The sequence below is a fragment of the Curtobacterium sp. RIT-PI-V genome, from assembly GCF_025642935.1.
Classification (GTDB): domain Bacteria; phylum Actinomycetota; class Actinomycetes; order Actinomycetales; family Microbacteriaceae; genus Curtobacterium.
Genome location: NZ_JANZKM010000025.1, coordinates 13684 through 33274, shown reverse-complemented (window position 1 = coordinate 33274; position 19591 = coordinate 13684). Strand labels below are relative to the sequence as shown.

The following is a 19591-nucleotide window of genomic DNA, read 5'->3' as shown; positions in this document are numbered from 1 at the left end:
ACTGCTCGACTCCTGTCGAGAGACAGTCGAAGGCTCACTCCTCCGGAGTCGGGGACTTCCGCGAGCGGAAGAGCCCAGCGACCTTGCCGCCCACTGCATCAGCGGCACCGGCCACCCGGCCGCCGACCTGCTTGGCCGCGGTGAGCGCCTGCGCCTCATCGGCCACCCCGTCGCCGTCCAGGTCGACTCGCCGGAAGACCCGCGTGGCGGTACTCGCCGCACCAGCAACACCCGTGCCGACTGCTCCAGCCGCCCCGCTCACCCAACTACCGGTCGACCGAGCGGCGTCTTCCAATGCGGCCAGCGCGTGGCTCTCGGACGGCGCATCCTCGGAATTTCCATCGGCTGAGATCACGAGATGTTCCGGAAACGTCTCTGGCGCCTCAGGGAAAGCGGTGCGTGAGGACTTCACGACGTCGCGGCCGAACACGAAACGGGCTACTCCGCCCGTCACTGCACCGACGCCGTACTCGACGGTCGCGCGCTGCTTGCCGGTCATCCCCTCGCGGATCGGGTCGAGCTCGCCGGTCTGGATCGTGCGGACGAGGCTCTGGGCAGCACCACCCGGCACGGCGTTGGACAGCGTCGAGGCCCAATGCGACCAATCGTCCCGACCTGCAGCGATCGCCTGGCCGGTGCCCACCGTGCCGCCCGCTGAGACCTCAGCGACGTCATTTGCCATCGCAGCGATCTGCTGCTGACTCACTCGCTCGTTGGTGAGACCGAGGATCAGCGCCTGCGCCTGGTCCTTGTCAAGGTCCATGTCGTGGAGGTCGGCAAGCGCGAGACCGAAGACTGCCGTGATCTCGAACTGCAGCTGCTGATCTCCGGCGGGAAGCAGCCGGGATGCCGCACCACGAGCGCCGGTCTGGGCGGCGTTCTTCGCGAGGTTCTTGGCGGCCACCTTCATCGCGCCCTTCGTGCCGGCCTTCGCTGCCTGCGCGCCCGCGCTCTTCGCTCCGGCGACGGCCGGGCCCGCAACAGGAATCGAGGCAATCGCGATGTCCGCTGCGATCGATCCCACCGTGATCGCTGCCCCTGCCGTCGTGATCGACGTCGTGTAGTGGCGTTCGAGCATCTGGATGATGTCTGCGGGAGTGGCCGAAGGGTTTCGACGGCGGAGCCACTTCACGTACTGCCGGGCGAGGGAACGACGGCCGGTCACGGCCTTCGCGATGTTCCGAGTCACGTCTTCCTCGGGGACCTCGGCTTCAAGGGTCGCGTCGGCAGCGTCGGGTTCGGTCATGTTCGGTTGTCCTCTTGCGTGAGCCGCGCTCGGGTACGCGGTGTTGGTCGACATCGTCGCATGAACCGCGGACCTTGCGAAATTCCTGCTCGACTCCCCGCTGTCGGCGGACTCTTGCCTCCCACGGAGCCCAGTTCCCATCGCGTCTGTGGGACTTGGTACGAGGGAATCTTCGCTGGCCTGCTAGCGTGCGGACATGGCGGATGAGGGGCTGCGCGAGGAACTCCGTGAGTTCGTTGCGGAACGCGACTGGGCGCAATTCCATTCGCCGGAGAACCTGGCGAAGAGCATCTCGATCGAAGCCGGGGAGCTGCTCGAGTGTTTTCAATGGGCCCCCGATGCCGACGTCGATCGAGTCCGTTCGGAACTCGCCGACGTCCTGACCTACTGCCATCTGCTCGCCGATCGACTCGGCGTCGATCCCGCGGAGATCATCCGCGAGAAACTCGCCGTCACCCGGGACAAGTACCCGGTCGATCGGGCCCGAGGACGAAGCACGAAGTATGACCAGCTTTGACATCGCGCAGCTCCCGTTCAATGAGCGGCACCTGCGGCTGTGGCGCGAAGAGGATCCTCGGTTCCTGAACTGGCCGGTCGTCTACATCCTCGACGACGGCAAGCGTGTGTACGTCGGCGAGACGCTCAACACGGCTTCCCGCATGCGGCAGCACCTCGATTCCGTGGAACGTCGGTCGTTGAAGGCCGTGCGCCTTGTGCTCGACCGAACCTTCAACAAGTCGGTGTGTCTGGACCTGGAGTCGCAACTCATCGGCCTGTTCGCTGGGGACGACAAGTACACGGTGCTGAACAGCAACAAGGGCGTCGTCAACGCGGACTACTACGACCGCGCGCGGTATCGAGAGACCTTCGAGGAGATCTTCGAAGCGCTGCGCAAGCAGAAGCTCTTCACACGCAGCATCGCCGAGATCGAGAACAGCGAGCTGTTCAAACTCTCGCCGTTCAAGGCGCTCAACCGTGATCAGGCCGTCGTGATGGAGGACATCCTCGAGGGGTTGTTCGATGACTTCTCAACAGGCTCTGGCAGCACGATCGTCGTGCAGGGCGACCCGGGGACAGGCAAGACGATCGTGGCGGTCTACCTGCTCAAGTTGCTCCGCGACATCGCGAACGGTATTGGGGTCGACGAGGTGGATGGCGACTCGATGTTCTCGGATTACTTCACCGAGGAGAACCGTGAGCGCCTCGCTGACTTCCGCGTCGGCCTAGTCATCCCGCAGCAGGCGCTCCGCGCTTCCCTGAAGCGCGTGTTCCGCAAGACCCCTGGCCTCGAGAAGACCATGGTGCTCACCCCGTTCGAGGTGGGGAAGAGCGCTGAGAAGTGGGACCTGCTGGTCGTCGACGAGTCCCACCGACTGAACCACCGTGCGAACCAAGCATCGGGACCTCAAAACAAGGCCTTCGGTGAGATCAACCGCCAGCTCTTCGGCGCTGATGCTGACCACTACACCCAGCTCGACTGGATACGAGACCGGAGCAGACACCAGATCTTCTTGCTTGACTCAGAGCAGAGCGTGCGCCCGGCGGATCTGCCGCAGGAGCTGCAGGCGGACCTCGTGCAATCGGCGCGACAGAACGATCGGTACTACCGGCTCTTCACGCAGATGCGCGTGCAAGGCGGCGCCGACTACGTGTCGTACGTGCGGGCGATCATGCGAGGAGAATCGCCCGAGCCACGATCGTTCGGCGACTACGAATTCCGGATGTTCGATGACCTGGGGGAGATGCACGATGCCATCCGGGCACACGACGACGAAGTAGGTCTCTCACGGCTCGTCGCTGGCTACGCCTGGAAGTGGAAGAGCAAGCACGACAAGAGCGCCATCGACATCGAGATCGACGGTCGCGAGTTCCAGTGGAACCAGACACAGACTGACTGGATCACCTCACCGGGTGCCGTCGACCAGGTGGGCTCGATCCACACTGTGCAGGGGTACGACCTGAACTACGTAGGGGTCATCATCGGCCCTGACATGCGGTTCGACCCGGTCTCGAAGGAGATGGTGTTCGACCGGTCGAACTACTTCGACAAGAAGGGCATGGAGAACAACCCTCGTCTCGGGATCAACTACTCTGATGCCGACGTGATGCGCCTGGTCTCCAACATCTACTCGGTTTTACTAACACGGGGCACGCGCGGTACCTACGTCTTCGTCGCCGATCCGTCGCTTAGAGAGTACCTGCGACGTCACATTTAGTCCTTGACAATGGCCAGTCCGCTTCGGCGTGAGCGGTACTGACCTCCTCGCTTATTCTACGTAATTGACGCTGCCGGTACTCCCGCACTGACTTGACTATCTCGGCTTCGAATTCGAATCAAGCAAGTCGCCCGGTCGCAGAAGCAAGCGGCGAGTCTTCTTTGGCCGCGATGAACGAGCCGAGGTGACTTCTTCTCTGCTCGACGCCAACTTCTCGGTAAATGGCGGGCAATTTAGTGTCAGAGCTACGGTGGGGAGACTAGTTGAGTCAATTGTGTCCGTGCTCCATTGTTGGAGATTGCCGGCTTGGATCGTCCCTCGGAGAGCGCGGTAGCAGCGAGAAGTTCAACCGGCCAGCGAATCTTCCGTGCTAGACCGAGGAACTACGCCAATGGACACTCGGCGTCGCGCTCGGGGTACCTCGTCGGTTGAGGCGCTGAGCCGTTCCGCCGCCGACGTAGGCGTAAGTTCGAGAAGCTTGGCGTCTCCACCGTCGATCCTCTTTTGATTTGAGTGACGAGGGTCGATTCCCAAAGCCGACAGAACCGCTTCGCCCACGGCTCGAGCAAGGAGTGGTGGAACCGCGTTACCGATCTGGCGGTGCCCGTGCCAGTTCGTCGTGTGGAAACGGAACCAGTCGGGGAACGAGTGCAGCCTGGCTGCTTCGCGCACCGTAATAACCCGTGGTTCCTTTGGATGGAGCGGACGGGACGCGCTGAACGCACCGCGTTCTCTGCCCGTGCCTGCACGAAGCGTACGAGACGGAGCCCCCGTCGACAGGCGCCAAGCACGGCTGATCGGTTCAACCCTGCCCTCCTCGACTCCCGCAAATCGTGCAATGGAAGCAGCCTTGTGCTCAGTCACGCGAGATCCAGTAAGGACTCGCGGATTCACTGGGCGAGGATGTGCAAAATTCTTTCGATCGTATTCTCGAAGTGAGCAGAGATATGCATTTGTGGTCTCGGTGTAGATGCGAAGCTGCTCGTCATTCAGCTCGAAAAGATCACCCTCGTAACCTTCTCTGCCAACGAGTGAAGGTAGTCCAGCGAATGCATCCGCGACAGTCACCGGCTCATCATGAGTTGGAGCTGGGGGGACAGGCGCGTCAATAGCCCCCAAAACACCGATGAAGACGACGCGCTTCCGGCGCTGGGGTACGCCATAATCTGCAGCATCGAGGGGGCGACTGTGGTCGGCGAGGACGTAGCCTGCTGCACGGAAGCGAGCCAACGCGTCACCTAACAGAGCTTCGTACTGGGCTGATAGAATTCCCGGTACGTTCTCCATTACGAACGCCTTCGGTTTGACCTGCTCCACGAGTCGGACAAATTCGCCAATCAGCTTATTTCGTTCATCATCGACATCGCGCTTACCCATTGCTGAGAAGCCCTGGCAAGATGGTCCCCCGATGATCACGTCAACGGTACCATCCCATTTGCCCGCGTCGGGGTTGTGTTTCGCCCAACCTTTCGCTGCAGACTTCAATAGGTCGCTTCGGTCAATCCGCGCGACGTCGCGGCAAAGGATGTCGGTCAACGGAAAATTATACAGATGCGTTGCGGCGTGGACCGGGTCGTATTCGACCGCGCTCACCACATCGAATCCTGCCATCTCGAATCCGAGGCTCAGTCCGCCCGCTCCGGAGAAGAGGTCGATCGCCACCGGGCGAGGAGCGTTCAAGCCACTGGTCGATGCCATGTCGACCAGACTCACACAACTTCTCGGTGTGAACAAACGGGCGCGCGGCGGATCGCCAAACATGGACGGACTGATGCCTTCTGCTCGAGATGTTTTTGCCGACACTGTTGGCTCCAGGTTGTGCAGGCTTGTACCCCGAGCGCTCAGGAAACTCACCTAGAGCGGGGACGCAGCGGATTGGTTGCTGCATGCCATGTTCGTTTAATATGCAGTCTGAACGAAGGTGGGGTAGTCGAGGTAGTGGCGGGAGAAGGATGCGAGCTCGTTCTCCGCAAGATCAAAGCCGAGTGTCTTGACGGCCGATCTGGTGGGAAAGGGATCACTTGGAAGGAGAGTACGGAGTGCGTTTGTCTCCCTTTGCGTGAGGGGAGGAGTTGCGATTGGGTCATTGCTGATCCCGCGCCAAGAGGGGTCTCCGATTAAGCCCTCTACCCGTTTAGACTCCGCTGGATCAGTCAAGGCCAACCCGACCGTTGTCATTGGTGTCCCGTCTTGATACTGAAGTTCGATTATGGGCAGACACGAACCTGTACGCCCGCTTCGATGGAATCGTGAGATCATCCGATCCCTAACCGCCTTACTCAGGGCAAGCATGAGTTTCTTCTCATTCTTGTAGTCCTTAAGGCGCGGAAACTCGGTCGCATCGAACGTATCGCCGAACAGTGAGCTTAGCCGATCTGCGATCTGGGTCTGCTGCGCATACCGGCCTGCGGAAGCGCTAAAGGTCGTCAATATTGCGGAATTCGGCGGAAGATTGACTACCAGATTCTCAAGTTCGTCGAGCTTGGTCTCATCCATCGTCGTGTCGTAATCCAACCATACGACCCACGGTCGGGAGGAAAGATCTGGTCGCTTGAGGAGATCGGGCAGAACGTCGGCAGAGTTCCCCTGTTCTACCGAAACCGTTCGGAATGGTGCGTTGAAGGCTGCCCTTCGATATACCACTTCGTCGGACTCAATGGAGATCATAGAATTAATCCGAAGGTCCCGGTGTGCGGCTTCGAAATCTACGAACCAAACCGAGCCGAAGCCGACATAGATATAGCTATCGCCTTTATCCGTAACAAGCTTGGACAGGCATTCAAAAGCGATCTTACGTTCTATGGCTTTGTTCTGGCGAACGCTAAAGTTTATGTAATTTGTCGACCCCATCAGTCCCCGACCAAGTCATCGTAGGCGTACTCAAACGCGGCAATCCCTGCGTCTCGGTAACTCATGTTAATGTTACCGATCGCCTCTTGAAGCCGCTGCATCCGAACTAGTTCGACGGCGTAGTTGACATTTGCGACGCGCACGCGAGAAGCGGGCTTCGAGATGACGGGTACGCGAATCTCCTGCCGCGCAGCAGCTCGGAAGACGTTGACTGAAGCCGTTCCCTTCTCGGCTTCCTGCGCTTCTTCAAGGTTTTGTTTGCGCTTGTTGGAGTAGTCGATCCAAGCGCGTGCAGGCTCGTGCATCTTCTCAACAGCGCGACTGTAGAGTCGCGAGGAGGCGTCGACATTCCGTTTTGTCGTTGTCATTGGAAGACGCGAAGGGTCGGTTGAGCTGAATACAACGATGCCGGCGAAACCGGAGTACTGTCTATGCCATTTTGGCAGCTGATCGCCCCACCCAGTCGTAATGCTTGTGTCAGGTCCCAGGACAACCCGACCGTTGCAGACGATGTACCAACCAGATGGATCGTCTTTGCGGGGCTTTTCGTCCGGACTGGGGTCGTCTGGTGGCGTTCCCCACATTCCCGCGATCAGGTCAACGCGAACTCCTTCGTCGTTATAAGCTAACCGAACGGGAGCAAAGTTCTCGTTCTCCTGAAGGTTGAATTCCCATCCAACTACCGGACGTGAGTTCACTCGTATTTCGAGACCGTGCATGAGCGGGATCATGTAGTCGCGAGCCAAGGTTCGAACCAGTCTTCCCTCGAAAGTCGGATCAGCGAAGCTTCGTTGTGTTCCGTCGGCAAGATCCGTCACCTCGATGCGTACCCCGTCCTCTTCGAGGGATTCGCTCTCCTCTATATCAAAATCCCAGGGCAGGGAACTGCTTTTGAGCCAGGCAGCGACATTGATCGGGATTTTGTAGGCTTGACGTTCGTTTGATTCCGTGTAAGTACTTGTAATGTCGATTAACGATCCGAGTTTAAATACTGCTCGCTTCATTCCGATTCCGTAAACGCCGACCGAAAAGTCGTTGTCCACGCGACCTTCTTTGCGGCCAAAGGTAAAGGCATAGTCTGCCGCATCGTCGAGCGTGATCCCGCCGCAATTGTCTCGGATTGCGAAACTGGAGTCGGTAAAGTCGATGTCGATCCGATAGCCGGACAATGAGCGGTCATCGAAGTCAATCGGGTTGCGAACTATTTCTTCAGCCGGAATCTGGGCATTGTCCCATGCTCCGTCGATGCTGTTATCGATTAGGTCAAGTATGCAGTCAGTAAGAGAGATGTCTCGGGTCAGCATTTGGACAAAGAATTGCTTGGTTGGTGTAGCGTCTGCTTGCCGTAGCTGCGTACCCACGGTGCCCCTCTCGTTCGGACTTCTTATCTTGGCGATCGGGCGCGATCAACACAAGGCCCGTGAGGAGCCCGTTTCGGGGGTGATGCGCACGATGCCGATGTTGGTCTGTCCGCTTGCCTGGGCACTCGTGCAGACCATGCGGGTCGGTGGGTACCCGCAGGTCGGAGCATGATCAGTGACCGGGGACTCGTATTGGAGCCTGTCGCGGCCCTCGGAGGACACTATCGAGCGTGCGGTCGCTTCGGCGATCAGGCAGACGATGGACCTGCGGTCCAACTGGCTTGCGCAACAGCTGCAACCCGGGCCGGCAGAGCGGATAGACGTGCCAGCAGTAATCTCTACCCTTTCCGCTGCCGTCACCGGCGCAGCACGGCCGCAGGCATGGTTGTAACCGGTCGGGTAGGACTCGAGACTGCGCGTTTCCGTAGGCCTCTCGCGCGACGCTCAACGCGGAAAGGGGCTGGCGGCGGCCGTGGTTTCGCGAGCAGGCTCAGCGCTATCGCTAGCCTTGTTATGCACGACCGACGATACGGCGTTATCTGCCGCTTCAGGAGCGGACTGCTCCTCGAGGTCGGCCTTGACCGACGCGGACACCCCAAACAGCACCGTCGCAACGAACCCGACGACGTACGCCACGATGAGCCCCGATCCGTACCCGAGCAGCGCCCACCCGTACCCGGACGAGCCGTTCAGCAGCGGGATGAGCGAGAGGTCCGAAGCCCCGATGGCGATCGCTCCCACCGAGTGCCCGAGCTGGTCGAACAGCCCGACGACACCGCCACCGAAGGCGCCACCGATGCACGCGGTGATGAACGGCCGCCCGAGGGGCAGCGTCACACCGTAGATCAGGGGCTCGCCGACACCGAGGAACCCTGCTGGCAGCGCGCCACGGATGGTCCGCACCAGCGAAGCGTTCGAACGGAACCGCACCCACAGCGCGATGCAGGCACCGATCTGCCCAGCACCACCCATCGCCAGCACGGGCAACAGCACGGTCCACCCGGTTTGGTCGATCAGGGTGGTGTGGATCGGGATGAGTCCCTGGTGCATGCCGGTCATGACGAGCGGCAGGAAGAGGCCTCCGAGCACGAAGCCAGCGAAGGCCCCGCCGTTCGCGAGCAGCCAGGTCGCAGCGGTCCCGATCGCGACGGAGACGACACCGGCGACGGACATCAGGATGCCCAGCGTCACCGACCCGGCGACGAGCACGGTCACGGTCGGCACGACGATGAGTGCGATGACGTCGGGAGTCACGCGCCGCATGAAGCGCTCGACGTACGCGGCGAGGATGCCGCCGGCCATGGCGCCGAGCACGCCGCCCTGCCCGGGAGCCAGGGTCTCGCCGAACACGGTGACGTTCGCGACGCCGGCCGCGACGATGATGCCGCCCACCGCACCGCCGAGGATGGGCGTGCCGCCGAACTCCTTCGCGGCGTTCATCCCGACGAACACGGCGAGCAGCGACAAGAACCCGGACGAGAGCACCCCGAGGAACGGCGTTACCCCGGGCACCCACCCCAGGTTCGTCAGGATGCCGTTGATCCCGGCGATCAGCCCGCAGGCGATCAGCGCGGGGATGAGCGGGATGAAGATCGCGGAGATCTTCCGGATCGCACGCATGGTGCGGCCGTCGGAACGAGCCCGCGCAGTCGCCTTGATCGACGCGCCGCGAGCGGCGAGCTCCTCGGGCGACGAACCAGACGCACCAGCGGCACTGGACGCGCCAGCCCCACCAGCCGCAGCCGCCGGGGCGGCCGCGCGCAGGGCCTCCAGGTCGTCAGCCACGCGGTCGACGAGACCCGGGCCGAGCACGATCTGCAGGTTCGAGCCGGCCGCGATGGCGGCCATGACGCCGTCGGTGGCCTTGAGCTCGTCGAGCGCGACGGACTCTTCGGACACGACCTCGACCCGGAGTCGGGTCATGCAGTTCTCGACGTCGGCGATGTTCGCGGAACCGCCAACGGAGTCGAGGATCTGCTGGGCGAGTTGCTGTGCATCGGGCATTGCTGTGCTCCTCGGGGGAAGGAAACGGAAAGGGGAACGAGATCTACAACACGGCGCGCAACGAGCCGGCAGCAGCATCGAGACGAGCACGCACGTCAGCAGCCGAGGCACCAGTCAGGATCACGGCGATGGCGGTCTTCACCTCGCCGTCCGAGGCATCGAGCGCAGCCTGGACGTCAGCGGGGGGAGCGCCGGTGACGTCCTGCACGAGCGAGAACGCCCGCGCGACGAGCTTCGCGTTCGTCGCCCGCACGTCGACCATGCGGTTGCCGTACGTCTTGTGGCTGCGCACCATCGCGAGCGTGGTGAGCATGTTGAGCACGAGCTTCTGCGCGGTGCCCGCCTTCAGGCGGGTCGACCCGGCGATGAACTCGGGGCCGACGACGACGTCGACGGCGATGTCCGCCTCCCGCCCCGCGGCCGAGTCGGGGTTGCACGCGACGGAGACCGACAGGGCGGACCGGCGCCGGGCCTCCAGGATGGCTGCGATCACGTAGGGCGTCCTGCCGGACGCGCTGATCCCGACGACCACGTCGTCGGCCGTCAGGCTGAGCGCGTCGAGGTCGCGGACGGCCGCTGCTTCGTCGTCCTCGGCGCCCTCGACGGCGGTGGTCAGGGCGACGTCGCCGCCGGCGATCAGGCCGACGACCTGCGACGGGTCGGTGCCGAAGGTGGGCGGGCACTCGCTGGCGTCGAGGACGCCGAGCCGGCCCGGCGTGCCGGCGCCGACGTAGATGAGTCGGCCGCCTCGACTGAACGCAAGAGCGATCGAGTCTGCCGCCAGGGCGATGGCCGGGAGGCACGGCTCCAGTGCCGCAGGCACGCTGCGGTCGCCGGCGTTCATGCGCTGGGCGGCTTCCAGTGTGGAGATCGTGTCGATGTCGTCCAGCGAGTGGTCGGTCGCCTCGGTGGTGAGGGCGGCGAGTTCGTCGCGGAGGGCGTCGTGGGTGTCGGTCATGGTGGTGCTCAGTTCCGGTGGTGGGTGCGGACGGCGTCGCGGCTGCGGGCGAGGAGCGGCTGGGACCGCTCGTCGGTGCGCTGCGCGACGACGATGAACAGGGCGTCGACGATGGCGAGTTGGCTCATGCGGCTGCCCATGGCTGCGGGGCGGAGGGCACTCTCGGCACCGGCGACGCCGAGCAGGACGTGGTGGGCCGCGGTGGCGAGCGGGGCGTTGGCGTGGCCGGTGATGGCGACGATCGTCGAGCACTGGGCCGCGGCGGCGTGGGCGACCTCGAGGGTCTCGGTGGTGGAGCCCGAGTGGCTGACGAGCACCAGGACGTCGTGCTCACCGATGACGCTCGCGAGGGTCAGGGCGTTGTGCGGGTCGTCGGCGATCGAGCTCACGATGCCGATGCGCTCGAGCTTGAGGTGCAGGTCCCGCGCGACGATGCCGCTCGCGCCGACGCCGTACAGGACGACCCGGCGGGCACCGCTCACGGCTGCAGCCGCTGCTTCGAGGGCGTGCGGGTCGAGTGCGGCGCGGGTATCGGCCATCACGGCGCGGACATCCTCGGTGACCTTCGCGATGACGGTGGCGACGTCGTCGTCGACGGCGACCCCCGCGTGGATCTCGGTGTGCTCCCGCTCGTGGATGCCGCGCTCGACGGCCCGGGTCATGCTGCGCTGCAGACCCGCGAAGTTCGCGAAGCCGAGGTGCTGGGCGAAGCGAGAGACGGTGGCGGGGGAGACGCCCGCGCGGCCGGCGAGTTCGGCGGCGTTCGTGGTGGCTGCGGCTGCCGGGTCCTCGAGGACGGCGTCGGCGATGGCGCGCATGCTCGACGGCATCGTGGCCGACTGGGTGCGGACGAGAGCGAAGGCGTCGGCGCGCTCGACCCGGTCGGTGATCGTCATCCCGCTATGAAAGCGGCTTTCGTGCGCGAGCGCCAGGGGTGAAAGTAAATTGCGTGTTACAGGTGGTGGGCGTGCCGGGCCTGGCGGCGAGGTGCGGCGCGCTTCCGGTTCGCGCAACCGGAGTCAGCTCGCGCCGCAGAATCGCGCGGCTCGGACGCACTTTGGTTGTGCGGACGGTCGTGCTCGTCAGGCCTACGGTGTCGGGGAGGCGGCGACAGTTGCCGCCCGCAGGTACCGCCGCGATCGACGTACTGCGCGCAGCAGGATCGGCGTCACGATCAGTGCGGTGATGAGCAGTGCTGTGCAGAGGAACCGGGGGAACGCCGAGCCGGAGACGTCCTCGTCAGCGAACATCGGGAACTGGGCGCCAGCGATGCCGAGGTAGAGCAGGAGGAACTGGGCGAGGGCGAGCGGCTGGTAGGTGGAGAGCAGTCGTGCATGCTCGCGTGCCCGGAGGGCGAGGTCGGACTCGGGTGGCTGGATCGGGCTGCCGGTCTTGATCGCTTGCGTCACCATGCGCTTACCGGCAGGGGAGAGCCCCGCCGTTGTGGCCTGCATCGCGGTCGACATCCCGATCGTCGTGGCGAGGATCGAGAAGGTACCGGTCAGGCCACCGACGGACGCGCCGAAGCCGACAACGGTGAGGACTGCGACGGCGCCCGACTCGGTCGTGGCCAGCAGCCCGCCGATGACGGCGCCGACGACGGCTCCGATCAGTGCGAGCAGGGCCGTCCGTCGCCAGGCGCGCCGTGCTGTCAGTTCGAGTTCCCCCATGCCCCCACCCTACGAGCGGATCGCCCGACGGTGACGACGGTCGCGATGATGGCGATCGGTGCGACGAACAGCCAGTAGGTCAGCTCGGTGTTCGTCGTGATGATGCCGGCCCAGACGGCAGGGCGATCGTGAACGACTTGTTGTGGGGGAGCCTCCGCCGCCGCACAACCAAAGTCACCTCGAACCGCGGAATCGCGCGGCGCGAGGTGATTCCGATTGTTCGCCGGGCGGTGGACGGGACCAGACCGACGGCGCGGGCGGCGGGGCGGAAGCGGGCTGGGCCTCCCGGTCGACCGCCGTCAGGCGATGCCGCGTCGCGGACGGAAGACGCCTGCGCGGACCAGCCACACGTAGAGCAAGCAGCCGATGCAGACGTCGAACACGGCGTTGAGGAAGGCTGCGACCAGGGCGACGGCCGCGCCGATCGGGGCCGCGTACGGCACGCCGAGCAGGGCGAGGAGCAGGGCGACCGCGGTCACGAACAGGCCGACCTGCTGGGCGAAGGTCGGAGGTTCCGGAGCCTCGAGTTCGGCGGGCGGGGCGAGCCGCGGCCGGACGACCCGTCGGAAGAGCGCGCCGTAGGGGTGGCGGCGGATGCCGGCGATGCCGCCGATGGCGAAGAGCGCCACGATGACGGCGAGCAGGACGATGCCGACGACCCACGTCGCGGGGATCAGCGTGAGGACGATCGTCAGCGCGAGCAGGACCGTCGTGATCGCGGCGCCGAAGCGCGGGGAGCGCGGGTCGATGCCTGCTTTGTCGGGGGCGGTGGTCATCGGGACTCCTGTGGGCCGGTGAGGACGGTGTCGAGGGCTGCGGCGAGCTCCGGTGGGCGGGGTGGCCCTCCGAAGCGGGTGCGGACGGCGTGGGAACCGTCGACGAGCAGGACCGTGGGGGTCTGCAGGACGTTGAAGCGAGTGGCGAGGTGCGGGTGCTCGGTCAGGTCGATCTCGAGCCGGGTCACGCCGGCGTACTGCGCTGCGAGGCTGTCGAGCTGGCGGGCCGTCGCGGGGCAGCGGGCGCAGGTCGGCGTCGAGAACTGGACGAGGGTGGCGCGGGTGCCGAAGGCGGTCGGGGGAGCGATGTCGGCGACGGTGCTGTCGGTACTGGCTTCCGTGTTCCGCGCGCGGCCGGTGCTTGTGCGCAGGAGCAGGCCGATCACGGTGGCGAGTGCGAGGACTCCCACCAGGATGGCGACGGCCACGATGACGGTCATGCCGTGACGGTACGTCGTTCTGGTGCGCAGGGCGCCAACGTGACTGAACGTGACGGGCTCGGGACACGAGGCCGTCGGCTTGTTCGCTGTGGTGGCATCGGCGTCAGAGCGCGGCGCGCGCCTGGTCGATCCGCTCGATGAACGCTCGAACGCCCCAGATGACGAAGGTCAGGCGCTGCCCGTCCTGCAGGACGACCTGCATCTGCCGCGAGACGTTCTGCGAGGTGTCGTGGAGCTCCGCGATGGAGTCGAGCGGGATGCCGAACGTCGGCCGGACGACGTTGAACGGGTGCGCTCGGAACCAGAGGACCGCGGGGGTGAGGGTGAGTCGGCCTCCCGCGGCTTCGTGGCGGCGGCTGCCGAACCGGCCGGGTGCTGCGATCCAACGGACGAGGCCGGCCTCCGCTGCCGCGTCGTCGATGACGAAGTTCGCGTTCTTGCGTGCCAGTACGGTCTCCGCGTCCCCCAAGCCCATGCGCTGACCGTACCGCGATCAGACTCGGCGGAGCAGCCGGGCGACCGTGCCCTGCAGCACGAGGAGCAGCGCCCAGAGCAGGCCGATGTTCGGGAACACCACCGAGAGGATCAGGGCGAGCGACAGCAGGCCGGCGGCGATGAGTCCCCGCGCCGAGTCGCCCAGCGGTGTGGCGAGCAACTCCGGATTCCGGCGCAGCACGAGTTCGATGCCGGTGAGCGCCAGGCTCGTCACGACCATGCTGCCGAGGTACAGCGCGTGCGCCACCCGGTCGTCGTTCTCGCCGCTGTTGAGCAGGTTCGCGGCGAAGGGCAGGAACACGATGCTGATGAGCCACACGAAGTTCAACTGCATGACCCGGGCGTTGTAGGAGCGGACGTGCTCGAACACCTGGTGGTGGAGGATCCAGAACCGCGAGATCAACCAGAACGTGATGAGGAACTCGAGCAGGGCGGGCCAGTGCGCTCTGAGCAGGTCGCCCGCGCCCTCGCCGTCGCGCAGGTCGCTGGCGATGTCGACCAGCGGCAGGATCAGGAGCGTGATCGCGATGGCGACGGTGGCGTCCGAGAAGTTGACGAGTCGGTCGAGGCCGCGGTCCGTTCGAGCGTGCTCGTTCATGGCCCGAGTGTAGGAGCGCTCTGCCGCCCGGCCCTAGCATCGCGGGTGTGAGCGACGACGTGACTCCTGGCCGGTACCGACACTTCAAGGGCAACGACTACGAGGTGCTGCTCGTCGCCCGTGACGTCGAGACCGAGGAACCGGTGGTCGTCTACCAGGCGCTGTACGGCGAGCGGGGGCACTGGGTCCGCACGCTGGCTGACTTCACGGCGCACGTGACGCGCGACGGGTACGACGGGCCGCGGTTCGTGCCGGTCTCCAACGGTCAGCTGCGCTAGGCGCCCCCGCGACGGCGGCCCCGACGGCTGTGGAGCACGACGCCGACGAGCTCGCTACTCACGAACACCGCCGCAGTGCCGAGCGTCGCCGTGAGAGCGGAGACGAGTGGCACGGTCGGGTCGATGGCCGAGAGCCACGAGGCATCCACGCCGGTCGCGATCGCGACCAGTGCCACGCCGAGGGCCGCACCGAGCCCGATCAGGGAACCGCTTGCGCCGATCGCGACGGCTGCCACGGAGAGTGTGGTGGTGGTGCCGGCCCGGGTGCAACCGATGCGCCTGAGCGCGGCGAGGTCGGTGCCGGTCCCGCGGCTCTGTGCGAGCGCCGAACCCACCGATGCTGCGGCAGCGATGCAGAGCGCCGGACCGAGTGTGAGCCCGAGTTCGACCAGGCCGGCTCCGGCTCGCTCGCTCGCCAGGCTGTCCGCAACGGTTGCTGTCATGGTCCTCGTGACCGTCAACCCGACCCCGGCTGCGACCAGCGTCGTGAGCGCGCCGAACAACCCGATTCGGGCTCGGGCCAGGCAGAGTCCGATGAACGGCGAGAGTGGACCGGAACGCAGGAGGCGAGCGGCGCTCCCGACCATGGACTGGGATGCGTCCGAGGCGACGATGGCTGCCGCGCCGACGAGCCCGAAGCCAGCGGCGGACATCACGATGAGCGGACCGTCGGACGAGTCGAGCACGGTCAGGCGGCTGGCAGCTGTCTCGTCCCCGGCGCCGCTGACCATGCTCAGCAGGTGCGGCGCGAATGCAACTGCGAGTACCGTGGGCACCAGGAACAACGCCGCCACAGCGAACGCGCTCGCCGCCCTCCAGGCACGACCGGACCGGACGACGGCGAACCGGCCAGCTCGGACCCTACTCCACCAACCTGCTGCACAGACGACCGCGAGCAGACACGTGATCACACCGCTCGGGACGCCGCCTGATGGAGGAGCCGTCACGCCGAGGACGTCCGCCAGGCCGACGACCCAGCTCGTCCGAAGCCGTTGTGCGACCACGACCGCGAACAGCACGGCGACGACCGCTGCGGAGGAGACGACCACGGCTCCGAACGTCCAGAACGTCGTCCAGCTCGTGCCCAGTGCTCGAAGGCAGCGCGTTTCCGGCAGCAGCGAGACCGCGAGTCCCCGGGCCGACACGAACGAAGCGACAGTCGAGCTGAGCGCCGTGAGTTGCATGACCGCTTCGAGTGCTCGTGCGGTGTCCGGGTGGGCGCCCGCGAGATCGAGCCCGCCGCCGACCACCACCCCGAGCCCGAGCACGGCGGCGACCACCGTGATCACGAACCCGAGCGCCGGACGGGGATCAGCGCGAACGGTGCGAGCCAGAGCGAGGAGCGCGATCACGAGGGCACCGTCATGAGGCGGCGGACCTGCTGCTCGGTCGGACGATCGAGCAGCGCTGTCGTCCGGCCGTCGACCAGCTGAACGATCCGGTCGGCGTCCGCTGCCAGCTGGAAGTCGTGGGTGACGGCGACCACTGTCCTGCCCGAGGTCGCCGCGCTCCGGAGGACTCCACGGACGAGCCCGGCATTCGAGTCGTCCAGCGCCGTGGTCGGTTCGTCGCAGGCAAGCATCGCCGTACCGGCTGCGCACGCTCGCGCGAGGGCGACTCGCCTCCGCTGCCCGCCCGACAGGTGCTGTACCGGCGTTCGCCGAACGTCACGGTCGAGGTTGAGCGCCGCGCACACCCGTTCCGCGAACGATCGGTCGATCCTGCGAGCGAGTCGTTGACCGAGCAGGACGTTGTCGTCGACCGACAGCGCATCGATGAGGTCGTCACCTTGTCGTGCTGCGGCGAACACCCGCGCTCGCAACCGTGCTCTGGCAGAGTCCGTGGCAGGGTGCATGCGCGTGCCGCCGAGCAGGACCGAGCCGGTGGCTGGCACTTCGATTCCCGTTGTCAGGTCGAGCAGAGTCGACTTGCCGGCTCCGGACGGTCCGACGATGGCGGTCAGGCTGCCGGGCTCGGCGCGGAAGCTCACGTCGCTGATGATCCTGCGGCCGTCCGGACGGATCGAGCGTGCCGAGATCCCGAGGACGGAGAGCGCGATCATCGGTGTCCGCCGCGGAGGAACGACGGAACATCCTGCTGCACGTCGCGACCACGTTCGAAGTCCTCGATCGCGGCCAAGGCGGTGAGGACGCCTGCTCCGCCATGCCCCCAACCGTCGTCGACTGCTCGGAGATGCTGGTCTGGGTAGGCGACCCCGTCGGGAGTCTGGAGGCGGTGCAGCGCGAAACGCCGACGGTGTTCGTTCAAGCGCTCGCCGACGGACTCGGCATCGAACGGTGCGATCCCGAGCTCGCCGACGTCGACGAGGAAGTGGACCAGTCCTGCACGTCCGTCGAGCAGACCCGGATGCGCGGTGAACTCCGGCGACGCTGCTTCGGCTACGCCGTGGAGCACCGGCAGGAGGTCCTGGTCGGTCGTCGCGCGGAACACCTGTACGAGCGCGACCCCGACGCCGGCGGAGCCGGACCCGAGGAAGGGCACGAGTCGGCCGCTGTGACGGAGCTGCCGGCCCCACCCTTGTCGATGCTCCAGGCGCTGCGCGTCGATCTCCAGCATGCGTCGGGAGGCCTCGACGGCCGCGTCGTCTCCGTGCAAGCGTCCGTACAGCGCCAGGAACAACGCGATGCCGGACGGTCCGTTGCGGAGTCCGGCCGGCAGGTGCCGGGAGCGGTTGTCGTCGCGGCTGAACTCCGTGAGACGTCCCGCGATCACGTCCACGGTGTCCCGGTGGACGCCCGGTGTCGGCGCGCTGAGGAGCGCGAGGCCGATCCCCGCGAGCCCGTCCTCGAGATCGACGCGCAGCATGCCGAGGACCTCGTCCCGCAGTCGGGCGAGGAACGCCGGCGTTGTCCTGCCCAGGAGCACCTCGGAAGCCCGGCCGGAGAACAGGCCCGCGCCTGAGGACGCCTGGCTCGAGAGAGGACCCGGGGGAGTCCTCGTGTCGGGCTCAGACCGTCGCAGCGCAAGTGCGAGGCCGTCCGCTCCGCGCTCGAGGCCGGGCCGGTGCGCCGACCCGGGCGCTTCCCTCCGCGATCTGATCGCGTCCCGGAGCTCGGCAACACCGGGTGGCGTCGTTCGCGCAGTGTTCCCGTCCGGCAGGGCAACGCATCGACCGAAGACGACACGCAGTGCGTCCACTGGCGCGGTCGGGAACCAGACCCGGGCTGCGGCGAGGACTTCATCGATCTTCCCGGGGTCCAGTGGGAAGAGCGACGTGAGGGGAACGAGTGCGGCGAGGTGCAGGCATGCGATCGAGAACAGATCTCGGTCTGGCCCACGGACCGCGTTCGGCGCGCTGAAACCCGGCGTCGCTGGCACGATGGTCCCGGGTGGGTCGCCGACCGTGCACGACTCGAAGTCGATCAGCCGCGCGGCCGACGGAGATTCCACGAGCACGTTCCGTGGCGAGATGTCACCGTGGACGGCTCCGAGCGTGTGCAGCCTCTCGGCTTCGCGCTCGATCGCCCGCACGACGTGGTGGACGCTCGCTGCGTGTTCGTCGAGCGCCGTGCGGTCGGCCTCGGCGGCGGTGAGCGGGTTCTGCGACATGACTGCGCGGTTGAACGGTGTGCCCGGCAGCCGTTCGCTCATCATGAACGCCGAACCTCCGGAGCGGAACGTACCGTAGACGCGCGGTGCCACCCCTGAACGTTCCAAGTGGCGAAGGGCCTCGAACTCGTCTTCGACGCGACCAGCAGCGTCGCGCCCGGCGTGTTCTCCGACGTGCTCGCGTCCTTCCTTGAGGACCACTTCGCCGTGCGCGTCGTGCAACGCTCGGTACACACCGCCAGCGTTGGAGAACGAGTACGCGCCGGAGACGCGCATCCGTGAGAGCGGCTCGTCGGCTCCAGCTGATCGAAGCCGTTCGGCCACGACCCAGTTCGGCAGCTCGACCCAGTCGGGCGGGTCGAACACGACCCCTCGTCGGTCCGGCACGAGGGCGCCGCTCGGATCTCGGATGGCAGGCATGCCGTCCCAGTCGGAGAGCGAACGGAACGCTCCGTAGCGCACGTGCACCACGGAGTTCCGCCACTGGAGGTCGCCGAGGATCCGCGGCCCGCAGCAGTCGTGGAGGACCGCAGCCAGATGGTCGAGCAGCGCTTCGTCGACCGCGGACGCAGGAGGGTAGATCGTCACGAACTTCCCACTGCTCGTGCGAGGCGCATCCTTGGCGTTGGCACGTTCGAGGACCGTCCGGTCCGTCAGGTACTTGAACGACCATCCTGCGGTCCTGCAGAACTCGGCAGCCAGCGATCGAACCCGCTCGGCATCCTGCAGGCGAGCCGACAAGTGGATCTTCCAGCCCTGGTCGGGCGGTGCCCCGACCGGCTGACCGAAGCGCGTCCAATCGAGGTCGCTCGTGATCCGCCAGTCCGCCCAGTCGCCGCTCAAGCGCGCCCACCCGATACCCATGCCGAGATGGTGGCAGCGGAGTGTTTGACATGTCAAACGCAACGTGTGTACGTTCACGATCGTCAACTCACCGACGAAAGGACGACGACGATGAACGCTCATGATCTCCAGGCAATCGAGGCCGACGCGCCCGAGGAAGGCGGTCACATCCTGCTCTCCTCCATCAGCCTCTTCATCTGCTGGTAATCCGAGTTCGCAGAGGAACGGGTCGGACCCTGACGGGGCCGACCCGTTCCCGTTCGGGTGTCGGCGCTCGCCCCTAGGC

The 19591-nt window shown here is 65.7% G+C and carries 18 protein-coding genes; 3 read left to right on the top strand and 15 right to left on the bottom strand.

What is annotated here, in order from left to right; all coding sequences use genetic code 11:
* Positions 1–34: 34 nt before the first annotated feature.
* Complete coding sequence (locus tag OGL88_RS14265; protein WP_263091843.1) at positions 35–1246, bottom strand: hypothetical protein; 1212 nt, start codon at positions 1244–1246, stop codon at positions 35–37.
* Positions 1247–1442: 196 nt separating this feature from the next.
* Here OGL88_RS14265 and OGL88_RS14260 point away from each other — a divergent pair, with 196 nt between their 5' ends.
* Both OGL88_RS14260 and OGL88_RS14255 read left to right on the top strand, forming a co-directional pair.
* A complete protein-coding gene (locus OGL88_RS14260; RefSeq protein ID WP_263091842.1) occupies positions 1443–1763 on the top strand; it encodes a nucleotide pyrophosphohydrolase in 321 nt (106 codons plus the stop codon).
* Entirely contained in the window at positions 1750–3462 is a 1713-nt protein-coding gene (locus tag OGL88_RS14255) for a DNA/RNA helicase domain-containing protein (protein ID WP_263091841.1), read from the top strand. Before OGL88_RS14260 ends, OGL88_RS14255 begins: the two co-directional genes overlap by 14 nt.
* A 345-nt stretch (positions 3463–3807) precedes the next feature.
* Here the strand turns inward: OGL88_RS14255 and OGL88_RS14250 are convergent, their stop codons facing one another.
* The 11 genes from OGL88_RS14250 to OGL88_RS14200 form a co-directional block, all read right to left on the bottom strand.
* Positions 3808–5124 (bottom strand): DNA cytosine methyltransferase, encoded by a 1317-nt coding sequence (locus tag OGL88_RS14250; protein ID WP_263091840.1) that lies wholly within the window; start codon positions 5122–5124, stop codon positions 3808–3810.
* Positions 5125–5361: 237 nt separating this feature from the next.
* The gene (locus tag OGL88_RS14245) at positions 5362–6312 is read right to left on the bottom strand and encodes an O-methyltransferase (RefSeq protein ID WP_308202629.1); all 951 of its coding nucleotides are present in this window, start codon (positions 6310–6312) and stop codon (positions 5362–5364) included.
* A complete protein-coding gene (locus OGL88_RS14240) occupies positions 6312–7616 on the bottom strand; it encodes an ATP-binding protein (protein ID WP_263091838.1) in 1305 nt (434 codons plus the stop codon). Before OGL88_RS14240 ends, OGL88_RS14245 begins: the two co-directional genes overlap by 1 nt.
* A gap of 501 nt (positions 7617–8117) precedes the next feature.
* Positions 8118–9677 carry a PTS transporter subunit EIIC gene (locus OGL88_RS14235; RefSeq protein WP_263091837.1) on the bottom strand — a complete coding sequence of 520 codons (1560 nt, stop codon included), beginning with the start codon at positions 9675–9677 and terminating at the stop codon, positions 8118–8120.
* Positions 9678–9720: 43 nt separating this feature from the next.
* Positions 9721–10635, bottom strand: a complete 915-nt coding sequence (gene murQ / locus OGL88_RS14230) for an N-acetylmuramic acid 6-phosphate etherase (RefSeq protein ID WP_263091836.1) — start codon at positions 10633–10635, stop codon at positions 9721–9723.
* An 8-nt stretch (positions 10636–10643) separates the two neighbouring features.
* The gene (locus tag OGL88_RS14225; protein WP_263091835.1) at positions 10644–11531 is read right to left on the bottom strand and encodes a MurR/RpiR family transcriptional regulator; all 888 of its coding nucleotides are present in this window, start codon (positions 11529–11531) and stop codon (positions 10644–10646) included.
* A 192-nt stretch (positions 11532–11723) separates the two neighbouring features.
* Positions 11724–12305 (bottom strand): hypothetical protein, encoded by a 582-nt coding sequence (locus OGL88_RS14220; protein ID WP_263091834.1) that lies wholly within the window; start codon positions 12303–12305, stop codon positions 11724–11726.
* A 299-nt stretch (positions 12306–12604) separates the two neighbouring features.
* The gene (locus tag OGL88_RS14215; protein WP_263091833.1) at positions 12605–13081 is read right to left on the bottom strand and encodes a DUF4395 domain-containing protein; all 477 of its coding nucleotides are present in this window, start codon (positions 13079–13081) and stop codon (positions 12605–12607) included.
* Positions 13078–13521: a thioredoxin family protein gene (locus OGL88_RS14210; protein WP_263091832.1), complete on the bottom strand. Its 444-nt coding sequence runs from the start codon at positions 13519–13521 to the stop codon at positions 13078–13080. The genes OGL88_RS14215 and OGL88_RS14210 overlap by 4 nt, the downstream gene beginning before the upstream one ends.
* Before the next feature lie 103 nt (positions 13522–13624).
* Entirely contained in the window at positions 13625–13996 is a 372-nt protein-coding gene (locus OGL88_RS14205) for a hypothetical protein (protein ID WP_263091831.1), read from the bottom strand.
* A gap of 18 nt (positions 13997–14014) precedes the next feature.
* Positions 14015–14614, bottom strand: coding sequence for a TMEM175 family protein (locus tag OGL88_RS14200; RefSeq protein WP_263091830.1), 600 nt, complete (start codon positions 14612–14614; stop codon positions 14015–14017).
* 47 nt (positions 14615–14661) lie between these two features.
* Here OGL88_RS14200 and OGL88_RS14195 point away from each other — a divergent pair, with 47 nt between their 5' ends.
* Entirely contained in the window at positions 14662–14892 is a 231-nt protein-coding gene (locus OGL88_RS14195; protein WP_263091828.1) for a DUF1653 domain-containing protein, read from the top strand.
* Here the strand turns inward: OGL88_RS14195 and OGL88_RS14190 are convergent.
* From OGL88_RS14190 to OGL88_RS14180, 3 genes are read right to left on the bottom strand one after another with little or no spacing between them, the layout of a single operon-like run.
* Positions 14889–16244 carry a hypothetical protein gene (locus tag OGL88_RS14190; RefSeq protein ID WP_263091827.1) on the bottom strand — a complete coding sequence of 452 codons (1356 nt, stop codon included), beginning with the start codon at positions 16242–16244 and terminating at the stop codon, positions 14889–14891. The genes OGL88_RS14195 and OGL88_RS14190 overlap by 4 nt on opposite strands.
* Positions 16241–16954, bottom strand: a complete 714-nt coding sequence (locus OGL88_RS14185; protein ID WP_263091826.1) for an ABC transporter ATP-binding protein — start codon at positions 16952–16954, stop codon at positions 16241–16243. Before OGL88_RS14185 ends, OGL88_RS14190 begins: the two co-directional genes overlap by 4 nt.
* Positions 16951–19473 (bottom strand): protein kinase/lanthionine synthetase C family protein, encoded by a 2523-nt coding sequence (locus OGL88_RS14180; protein WP_263091825.1) that lies wholly within the window; start codon positions 19471–19473, stop codon positions 16951–16953. Before OGL88_RS14180 ends, OGL88_RS14185 begins: the two co-directional genes overlap by 4 nt.
* Between the last annotated feature and the right edge of the window lie 118 nt (positions 19474–19591).